The following is a 9,174-nucleotide window of genomic DNA, read 5'->3' as shown; positions in this document are numbered from 1 at the left end:
GATCGCTGCCCCCTCTTGATCGGTGGTTGTCCGCCGACTCAGCTCATCTCTGAGAGCGGGAATCCAGCAGAGTCGCTGTTCGGACGGACTAGGGTGCGGGCTTGTTGGTTGAGTTGGTTCACGGTGTCGTTGTCGTAGGCGATGAGCAGCCCGGAGGTGGGGTCACCGGTGGCGGTGACGTGGCGATACCAGTCGGCCACAGCCCGTGCCGTGGTGTCGTTTGGGTCCTTTCCGATGATGAGCCGCTGATGCTGTTGGTAGGCGTCGATCGCCTGGTCGACGGACCCGTCTCGAAGGTAGGTGAGGGCGACACGTTCCCACGGCTCGTGTTGGCGGACGTTGTCGGTCAGTTCGGCCGTCGGGAGCCGGTTCTGTTCGACATCGACGAATCCTTCGGGTTCTTCGACCCGTCCGGTGTCGCGTCCGGGTAGGAGCGGTACGACGTCGGATGTGTTGAGGAACGCCTCTGCGAGGGATTCGATCTGGCTTCGGGTGCCTCCCTCCGGCAAGGCCGCCGCTACCTGCTTGACCACTTCGGCCCGCCCGAAGGTGGAAGCCCGCTTCGTGAGACCCTCCGCCGACGCCAACCGTTCGAACAGCACCTCCGCATCGGCCGGTGCGACCTCCCGGCCGGAACCCATGAGGTGGCCGATCCGGTGGGGGGTGAGACCCACCTGGGCGGCCCGCTGTTTCCATTCGGTTTCGAGGTCGGCGAGGGGATGGTCTGTCTTTGGGGTGCGGGTGGCCAACACGGCTACTTGCCTGGCCGCCGCGGTGTCCGGGAGGCCTTGGTTCTCCCGCCACTCCTCGAGTTGGTGACGTCTCCTGGAGAAGGCTTCGATCTGGGGGCGGGTAAACCCGGCGATGTCGGCCATCCCGTTGTGGACCGGCTGCCACCGCACCCCCAAGCGTTCGGTCAGTTCCTTGCGGAGGACGGCTTCGTGTAGGTAGCCGGCGGCCAGCTGACGCCGATATAGCAACCTGCCGTCGATGGTGCGCCATATCCCGTCGGTGCCTTTGACTTTGTTGGCGACCACCACGTGGGTGTGCAACTGTGGGTCGTCGGCGCGGGAGGTGAACTCGGTGAACGACGCCGCCACATACCCTGACGTGGCGATCGGCCAGGTCTGGACCCGAAACCTGGGTGTCCCGTTCCCGTTGAGGATCGGGTTGCCCTGGTCGTCGATGAGCGGAGTCTTGGTGGCGCCTCGGGTGGCCGACGCGACCGACTCCAAATACCCCAAGGCCGCCCCTGTGGCCTCCTCGAACGCCTCCAACACCTGCTGTCGGGTGTTCTCGTCGCCGAGAGCCCAGAGCAGTGACACGGACTTGTCCGCCGAGAACGTCACATCCCACGCCGCGACCCCATCCTTGCGCAGACTGCGTCCCAGCCGCTCGCCGGTTGCGGGATGTTGACCATCAAACAGGCGCACCAAACGCTCCGCCGACACCGCACCCTCCAGGCCCAACTCGGCGGCGCCGCTCCCTCGCCAGATGCCGGTGGCGGTGCCACCGCGCAGGTAGTAGTCCTCCCCGGGGGAGATCTCCCCCAGCTTGCGCAGGTAATAGTCCTTGGCGGCCTTGGCCAAACTCAACACAACACACCTCCGGGAGCAACTGGTTGCAAATGCGTGTGTCGCCAAGGACGATCGTTCTGGAGACGGTCTATCTTGGTGGGGGCGTCGCGGTCGATCAGGTCTTGGTGTCCACGGATGGTGGCTGTTTCGGATCGGGTGATCTCGCCTTCAACGGCCGCTGAGGATCCGTACCGGTCGTGAAGCTTTGGTCCAGTTGGTTCCTGGTTCGTATCCGGAATCGTCGCCGACTCTGCTTCGATGCGTGGGTTCCAGAGATCCGTCCAGACGAACGTCAGGCCTGCGGTGACGTTCCGACCTTTGCGGTGCTCGACGCTGCGGACAGGGTCCATGACGGCCAGTAGACGAGACAACCCTCTCACCAGAGTGTCAGAAACCCTTTCGGCAGAGTTTCAGAAACCCTCCAACCGCCCCGCCGACAGCCACAGAACGATCCGGTGTGCACCGATTTCGAACATCTCTAGAAAGTCCGCTGATCAGGGCAAACCACCGAAATGGCATCCGAATGACAGGCCTGTTGACACCCAAATGGCAACGAAATAACAGGGTCCCATCGCACACTCGGGCCATGAACAACCTCGATCCGCTGCTCGCAGAAGCCGAAAGGAGGAAGCGGTGGACAAGCTGCTCTTGACACCGGAGGAAGCGGCCACGGTGCTGTCGATCGGCCGCTCGAAAGTGTACGAGTTGATCGGCGACGGTCGGTTGGCATCCGTCCGGATCGACACGAGCAGGCGCGTCCCTGCTCGCGCGTTGGCTGAGTTCGTAGATCGACTGCAAGAGCAGCATGAAACCTCGCGGGCTGGGTAGGTTCGATCCGTGGACCTCCTTTTGTCTCGCCCGAGTAGCCAGCATCGACATCGTTGGGGGTCGTGCTGTCAGAGATGGGTTGTATGTTTCCTGACGGGACGTCACAAGGAGGCGCTATGAGTATCCATCAACGCAGCACCCGAAAAGGCAAGGTCTATGAGGTGCGCTTGCGCGGCCCTGACGGACGCGAGGTGTCACGAACGTTACGGACCAAGTGAGAGGCCGTTGAGTACGAGGCCGCTCAGCGTACGGCGAAGGCGAGGGGAGCTTGGGTCGATCCGCGAGGTGCGAACGTCACGTTGGCCGAGCTCTCCATGGAGTGGTTGCAGAGCAACCCGGCCAAGCGGCAATCCACCCTCGCACGCGACGAGAGTGCTCTTCGGGTGCATGTACTGCCCGCACTGGGGCAGCGAAAGATTGGATCGTTGACGCCCGGTGACATCCGCGCGTTGGTGACCGACTGGTCGCTCAGGATGGCACCCCGGACCGTTCGTCGCATGTACGGAACTGTACGGGCGGTCCTCAATTACGGGGTCGAAACCGATCTGATCTTGCGGTCACCGTGCAGGGGGATCCGGCTTCCAGCAGTCGAGCCTGCAACGGCGAGGATCGTGGAGCCCGGAGACCTCATTCGCCTGGCGGATTCGATGCCGGCGGAATTCGCGCCGATGGTGTGGCTGGGGGCGGTGTTAGGGCTTCGATGGGGTGAGGTCGCCGGGCTGCGGGTTGGGCGCATCGACCTGTTGCGCAGGACAGTGACTGTGGCCGAACAGGTGACGCGGGGCATGGGCGGCGTGGGCTTCGTGAGTCCGCCGAAGTCCGCTGCTGGGCACCGAACTCTGACCATCCCAGTGGCGTTGGCAAACCTTCTGAGCATCCATCTTGCGCATCGTGGACTGACGGGTGCCGAGCCTGACGCCTTCTTGTTTGCCAATGCGGACGGCGGACCGCTGGACTATTCCAATTGGAGGCGGCGGGTGTGGCTGCCAGCCGTGGAGAGTGCCGACTTGACGGGCCTCGGGTTCCACGACTTGAGGCGGACCAATGCGACGGCGATGGCCCTCGACGGAGTGGATGTCAAGACGGCGCAGGCCCGGCTCGGGCACTCCGATCCACGGTTGACCCTGGCCATCTACGCCCAGGCGACAGCGGAGGGAGACCGGTCGGCTGCGGAGAAGCTGGGGGCGAGGTTGATGCCGTCGACCACCGATTCTGGGAGCGCGGTGGCCGGGCCAGAAGGTTCATGACAGTTCGCCGGCATCTCTGACCGTGTGCCGATGCTGATCGAGAAAGCCGCTGGGGTCTCCGCTCATGAGCAATGAGTTGTCGTCGAGGAATGTCGAGGAATGTCAAGGAATGTCAAGGAACGGTCGCGGGATAAACGCGGGATGAAAAGAATCGGGTACTGGCCAGAACCCTGGTGACAGAGCCCTGACCAGCACCTTTCTGGTCGGGACGGCCGGATTCGAACCGGCGACCTCAGCGTCCCGAACGCTGCGCGCTGCCAAACTGCGCCACGTCCCGAAGGCCCGGGATGATACCAGCCCGTGGGAGGGCCGGATCAGACTCGTTGAACACGCAACCGATCGATGCGCCTGCCCTCCATGTGGAGCACGGTGAAGCGCAGGCCGGCGATGACGATCGAGTCGCCTTCGCGGGGGATGTCGCCTGAAACGAACAGATAGAGGCCTCCCACCGTTCCATAGGGCCCCTCGGGGAGGTCGGCTCCGGTCTGCTCTGCGAGGTCTTCGACGGTGACGCGCCCGTCGGTAATCCAGCCGTTGTCGCCAAGGCTCACGGTGACGGGCACTCCAGGGTCGAACTCGTCTTGGAGCTCACCCACGAGCTCTGAGACGAGGTCCTTGATCGTCAGGATCCCTTCGACGCTGCCGTGTTCGTCGAGGACCGCTGCAAATCCGGACCGTTTGTGGCGCAAGAGTTGAAGTGCTTCGAGGACCGACGCGCTCTCCGGTATGTAGAGGGGTTCGCGCAGGAGTTCGATGAGCTGTTCCGGTGTGGGATCTCCCGGCGCCCGCAAGAGATCCTTGACGTTGAGGACTCCCAGCATGTGATCGAGATCTCCCTCGCGCTCGACGACCGGGTAGCGGGAGTGGCCGGTCTCGATGACGGCCTGACGAATGGTCTCGGCCGTGAGTGAAGCTCCGAGTGTGACGATGTCGACTCGCGGGGTCATCACCTCTCGCACGGGCCGGTCGGTTACTTCAAAGAGTGAATCGATGATCTCTCGTTCTGCGGGTTCGATCTCGCCGGAGCGTTCTCCGAGCACGGCGAGCGCCCGAATGTCTTCTTCGGTGACCATCGCCGCACGATTGTCCTGGGTGACCTTGAAGACACGAAGGATCCCCCTGCTGATCGCAACGAACACGGCGGTGATCGGATCGAGGATTCGGGTGAGGCGAAAGAGAACTCCGGCAACGGCGAGCGCGTATTGGTCGGGTCGGCGGGTGGCGAGGGTTTTGGGCGTGATTTCACCAACGATGAGGATGATCGCTGTGACGACGACCGTGGCCAGCCATGGCCCCCATGTCGCTCCCACGAGGGCGATGGCGAGTGCCGTTGCCACCGACGCAGCGAGGATGTTCACAAAGTTGTTGGCGACGAGCAGCGTGCCGATCGTGCCTTCCAGGTCGGCAAGGAGTTCCTCGAGGTGTCTGCCCTTTCTTCCTTGCTCCGCGAACTGATGGGCACGTTCTCGCGGAACGCGCACGATCGCCGTTTCGGAGCCTGACAAGAAGCCGGAGGAAGCGATGCAGAGACCGAGAACCACGAGGAGGACTACCTGGAGGGGGGTCATCATGCACCGGTATTCGGGGAGATCACTCCCCTGCCGCAACCGGGGCGAGGAGTGCCCTCAGGTGTTGGGTGGTGAACGGTTTGACCAGCCAGGCGTCCGCGCCCGACCGGCCGGCCAGGAACGTGTCGGCCTCTCTGTCCAGCAGCAGCACTATGGTCGTGTCTTCGATTTCTCCGGAGAGGATGGCACTTCGCAGTGACCTCGTTATTGCCATGCCGCCCATGCTGCCCACTTGAAGGTCAACGATGACGATGTCGGGAGCGGATCTCGCGCAGGCGGCGACCGCCGACCGAGGATCGGATTCCTCGATCAGTTCGAGATCGGAACTGCTTACCGCTGCAGCAATCTCATTTCGAACCCATGGAGCGTCGGCGATGGCCAGCACTTTCATCGTCAGAACCTTAGTCGGTTGTCGCAAGGCCACCGTCCGTAGAAGCGGTCCTGGTCCCGAATCAAGAGCGCGAAAAACCTCCTTGATTTGGCAGATGCTTCCTGGCCGCACCCTTGCCGAGGTACTAGGTTCAGTACGCTCAACGACCATGGAGGGATTTCGTGCTCGCACCTTCTCGTGATGTTTGGCAGCCCCGCGCGCTGTGCTGTGGCAACCATTCGCATTTGTTCTTTCCGCCGAGTGCCTTCGAACGCAAGGATGAACGAGAACGTCGAGAAGCACGAGCGAGAGCGATCTGCAAGGTCTGTCCCGTGAGAGAAGAGTGTCTGCGTGCGGCATTGGACATCAAGGAGCCGTACGGGATATGGGGAGGCCTCACCGAGGGTGAGCGCCGCGAGTTCGTGCTCCGTTCGGTCTGACAGGTCCGACCGCCGAATCTCAATAGCTGCGAAGGTTCCCGCTGCGCCTGGTCGTCGCGGCGGCATCGAGCCATTCGAGGAGGGGCACCGCGTATTTGCGTGAAATCCCGAGATGGTCTCTGAAGTCGGCGACGGTGAAAGGATTGGGAAGATCGCTCAAGCTCGATCTGATCGTCTCGATGTGTGCCGGCAGGAAAACGAGATCTTCGGATACCTGGATGAGGTCTCCTCTTCGTAGGAGCGCATGAAGCAGTTCCTGATCGATCCCGAGGTCTTGAACTCGTGGCACGGTCAGGCCGGCTCTTTCCAGAGTGGCGATCACCGCTGTGCGAGCGGCGTTCTCCGCGGGTCCCAAGGCAGGTGAGAATGTGGTTGCAGCGACGACCGGGCCTTCATCTCGCACGTCGGGGGAACGAGTGATGAGCGCGTCGAGGATCGATACCGAGACCCCGATACGGCCGGCAAGGTCGGCTTTGGGCAACCCGGGCCGGAGCGGGTTCTCATCATGAAAGGTCTGTACCTCGTGTGAGATTCGGCCGATCAGGTCGCGTGCGGTGTCGTTGGAGATCGCCAGTCCGCCGGCCAGCAGGCCGGTGGGTGTGCCGCCTCCGGTGTGGCGTGCGATTTGCTCGATCTCGTCGGAGCCCCGCACCTGCAACAGGGCGGTGGCCATCTCTGCCGGGGAACGATCGAGGACGGTGGACAAAGCGGGCCCGGCCACTGACGCGCCTCGGCCTCGGCCGGCGGGTTCTGGATCGAGGACCCGCCCACCGGCGACGACCTGTCTGCGTCCGACCTCTCGGATGATGAATCGATCCCCCATCTTGACTGCAACGGGTTCATCTATCGACAGGAGTGCATACGACGAGCCCAGGATCCCGCTGCCGGCGAGGGGTCGGACGCGAACGGGTCTCGCTCCGCTGCCAAGATGCAGATGGAACGCTCCCTTGGCCGTGAGGGGTTCTTCGACATAGCGGGCAGTGTCGATCGAGGCGAGAAAGCGCCTTGTCGTCGACCATGCATCGGGGGCACCGAGCATGGCGCCGCGTGAGACGTCGTGATGATCGATGCCGGCGAGGTTGGCTGCAGTCCTGGTGTGAGGCTGGACGGTGGTGTGGCTGCGTTCGTGGCTCTGCAGTGAGCGAATGCGAGCGCCGATTCGGTCCGGCCAGAGCATGACTTTGTCGTCGACGGAGAGGGGGCCGTCGAGCAGGGTACCGGTGACCACGGTGCCGGAACCGGCAATGGTGAACGCACGATCGATCCACATGCGCGCTCGCCCTGCATCATGAAAGTCTTCCATTGCCGCCCCGACCACGTCGACCAAGGCGGCTTCGAGCGCGTCGATCCCAAATCCCGTGGGCGAGTCGACGGCGACGATCGTCGATCCCTCGAGAGTCGTCCCTTCGAGGCGATCTTCGACTTCCAGGCCGGCGAGTGTCACGAGATCCGGGTCGACACCTTCGGTCTTGGTGATCGCGATGACGCCGTAGCGGATGCCGAGGAGGTCCAGAACTGCCAGGTGTTCCTCGGACTGTGGCATCCAGCCTTCATCGGCGGCAACGACGAAAAGGGCGACGTCGATGGCCTCGATACCCGAAAGCATGTTCTTGATGAAACGCTGGTGGCCGGGAACATCCACGAAGGAGACTTCTGTCCCATTGGGAAGTGTGGTCCAGGCGAAGCCGAGATCGATCGTGAGGCCCCGCTGTTTCTCTTCTTTCCAGCGGTCCGGGTCTCGGCCCGTGAGCGCCTGGATGAGGGTCGACTTGCCGTGATCGACGTGTCCGGCGGTTCCTATGACCGGCATGCGGATTCCAGGGCCGCGGCGAGGCGTTCGTCGTCCTTGGGGGAGACTGCTCGGAGGTCGAGTATGAGTCTTCCCGCGTCTCGCCGCGTGATGATCGGTGGAGTGGCACGAAGGAGCCTTGGCCAGAGGACGGACGCACCTGGCTCGCCGATCTTGATGAGTGGAGAGGGAACTTCTGCACCGGGAACGGAGCCGGCGCCCGGCACCGATGCTCCGGGGACGACGTCTGCCTTGACGCGCGATGCGTCGAGCACGGCTTTGCTTCGACGCTCCAGAGACTCGTAGGAAGCCGATGCCATTGCCCAGAACGGGATCTCCGAACCTCTCCCATCGGCGTACATCTCGAGCGTCACCGTCAGCGCCGCGATCGTCGGACCGGGAATGCGCAGAGCGCGCGCCATCGGGTGGTGTGCCAGTTCGGAGATCAGGTGCGCCGTCCCGGTGATGATTCCGGCCTGGGGCCCTCCGAGGAGCTTGTCACCTGAGAACGTCACCAGATCCGCTCCCGCATCGAGGACCTGTCGAATGCCCGGTTCGTCACGGAGCCAGCGGGGTGGCGGACCATCGAGCCACGGGGCGCTCTCGTCGAGCAGGCCACTACCGACGTCATAGACCAGAGGGACGTTTCTCCGGTGCGCCAGAGCGACAAGATCGTCGAGGGGTGCCGAGTCGGCGAAACCGACGACCCGGTAGTTGGACGGATGAACCTTCAGGATCATCCCGGCGCCGTCATCGAGAGCCTGCTCATAATCTGCAAGACGAGTTCGATTCGTCGTTCCGATCTCGAACATGCGTGCTCCAGAAGCCATCATGAGTTCGGGGAGTCGATACGACCCACCGATCTCGATCAGCTCGCCTCGTGAGATGGCCACCGGATGGCGACGGCCCAAAGCACCAAGAGCCAGGAGCAGCGCGCCGGCATTGTTATTGACGACGAGAGCGGCTTGCGCTCCGACAAGTGCACAAACAAGGGCGTGCACGTATCCGGCTCTGCCTCCCCGTTTCGCCTTGTCCAGGTCGAATTCGAGGTTCCCGTAGGAGGTTGCCACCGCCCGGGCGGCGTCGGCGGCCGCGGGATGGAGCGGCGCCCTCCCAAGGTTCGTGTGCAGGAGGACTCCCGTTGCATTCAGTACGGGACGGTGGCGAAGGGAGCGGAGCGTCTGGAGTGCGGCACGGGCCTTCTGGCGCGGGTCGGCGGTCCCGCCTGCGGCCGTGATCTCCCGCGCCTCGTCGATGGCGGCTCGGACGGCGTCCACGACGAGAAGCCGGGGAAGTCCCTCGGCTTCGAGAGATCGAACGAGCGTGTCGACGGAGGGAAGATCGCGCAGCGCCAT

Annotated in this window: 8 protein-coding genes and 1 tRNA gene; 3 read left to right on the top strand and 6 right to left on the bottom strand. The window is 63.4% G+C overall.

The genetic code is table 11. The annotated features are described in order from the left end of the window. Window positions 1-38: 38 nt before the first annotated feature. The gene (locus GXP34_15135) at window positions 39-1,595 is read right to left on the bottom strand and encodes a relaxase domain-containing protein (GenBank protein NOY57297.1); all 1,557 of its coding nucleotides are present in this window, start codon (window positions 1,593-1,595) and stop codon (window positions 39-41) included. A 615-nt stretch (window positions 1,596-2,210) separates the two neighbouring features. Here GXP34_15135 and GXP34_15130 point away from each other — a divergent pair. Both GXP34_15130 and GXP34_15125 read left to right on the top strand, forming a co-directional pair. Next, window positions 2,211-2,405, top strand: coding sequence for a helix-turn-helix domain-containing protein (locus tag GXP34_15130; protein ID NOY57296.1), 195 nt, complete (start codon window positions 2,211-2,213; stop codon window positions 2,403-2,405). Between the two features lie 299 nt (window positions 2,406-2,704). Next, window positions 2,705-3,652 carry a site-specific integrase gene (locus GXP34_15125; GenBank protein ID NOY57295.1) on the top strand — a complete coding sequence of 316 codons (948 nt, stop codon included), beginning with the start codon at window positions 2,705-2,707 and terminating at the stop codon, window positions 3,650-3,652. Between the two features lie 200 nt (window positions 3,653-3,852). On the opposite strand, the gene GXP34_15120 is transcribed toward GXP34_15125, so the two are convergent. From GXP34_15120 to GXP34_15110, 3 genes are all read right to left on the bottom strand, one after another. Next, a tRNA-Pro gene (locus GXP34_15120) sits at window positions 3,853-3,929 on the bottom strand. 37 nt (window positions 3,930-3,966) lie between these two features. Beyond that, complete coding sequence (locus GXP34_15115) at window positions 3,967-5,223, bottom strand: HlyC/CorC family transporter (GenBank protein ID NOY57294.1); 1,257 nt, start codon at window positions 5,221-5,223, stop codon at window positions 3,967-3,969. A 19-nt stretch (window positions 5,224-5,242) separates the two neighbouring features. Next, window positions 5,243-5,611 (bottom strand): response regulator, encoded by a 369-nt coding sequence (locus tag GXP34_15110; protein NOY57293.1) that lies wholly within the window; start codon window positions 5,609-5,611, stop codon window positions 5,243-5,245. Between the two features lie 161 nt (window positions 5,612-5,772). Between GXP34_15110 and GXP34_15105 the strand changes: the two genes are divergently transcribed. Beyond that, window positions 5,773-6,030 carry a WhiB family transcriptional regulator gene (locus tag GXP34_15105; protein NOY57292.1) on the top strand — a complete coding sequence of 86 codons (258 nt, stop codon included), beginning with the start codon at window positions 5,773-5,775 and terminating at the stop codon, window positions 6,028-6,030. Between the two features lie 19 nt (window positions 6,031-6,049). Here GXP34_15105 and selB read toward each other — a convergent pair whose 3' ends face one another. Together selB and selA are read right to left on the bottom strand one after the other, a co-directional pair. Continuing rightward, window positions 6,050-7,840 (bottom strand): selenocysteine-specific translation elongation factor, encoded by a 1,791-nt coding sequence (gene selB / locus GXP34_15100; GenBank protein NOY57291.1) that lies wholly within the window; start codon window positions 7,838-7,840, stop codon window positions 6,050-6,052. Continuing rightward, window positions 7,828-9,174, bottom strand: coding sequence for an L-seryl-tRNA(Sec) selenium transferase (selA, locus tag GXP34_15095; GenBank protein ID NOY57290.1), 1,347 nt, complete (start codon window positions 9,172-9,174; stop codon window positions 7,828-7,830). The genes selB and selA overlap by 13 nt, the downstream gene beginning before the upstream one ends.

Source organism: Actinomycetota bacterium, assembly GCA_013152275.1.
Taxonomy (GTDB): domain Bacteria; phylum Actinomycetota; class Acidimicrobiia; order Spongiisociales; family UBA4744; genus BMS3Bbin01.
This window is presented reverse-complemented; position numbering and strand designations above follow the sequence as displayed.

Coding starts and splice junctions, on each gene's coding strand:
- selB (NOY57291.1), bottom strand. CDS start 7,840: ATGCCGGTCATAGGAACCGCCGGACACGTCGATCACGGCAAGTCGACC.
- selA (NOY57290.1), bottom strand. CDS start 9,174: ATGGCGCTGCGCGATCTTCCCTCCGTCGACACGCTCGTTCGATCTCTC.
- GXP34_15110 (NOY57293.1), bottom strand. CDS start 5,611: ATGAAAGTGCTGGCCATCGCCGACGCTCCATGGGTTCGAAATGAGATT.
- GXP34_15115 (NOY57294.1), bottom strand. CDS start 5,223: ATGATGACCCCCCTCCAGGTAGTCCTCCTCGTGGTTCTCGGTCTCTGC.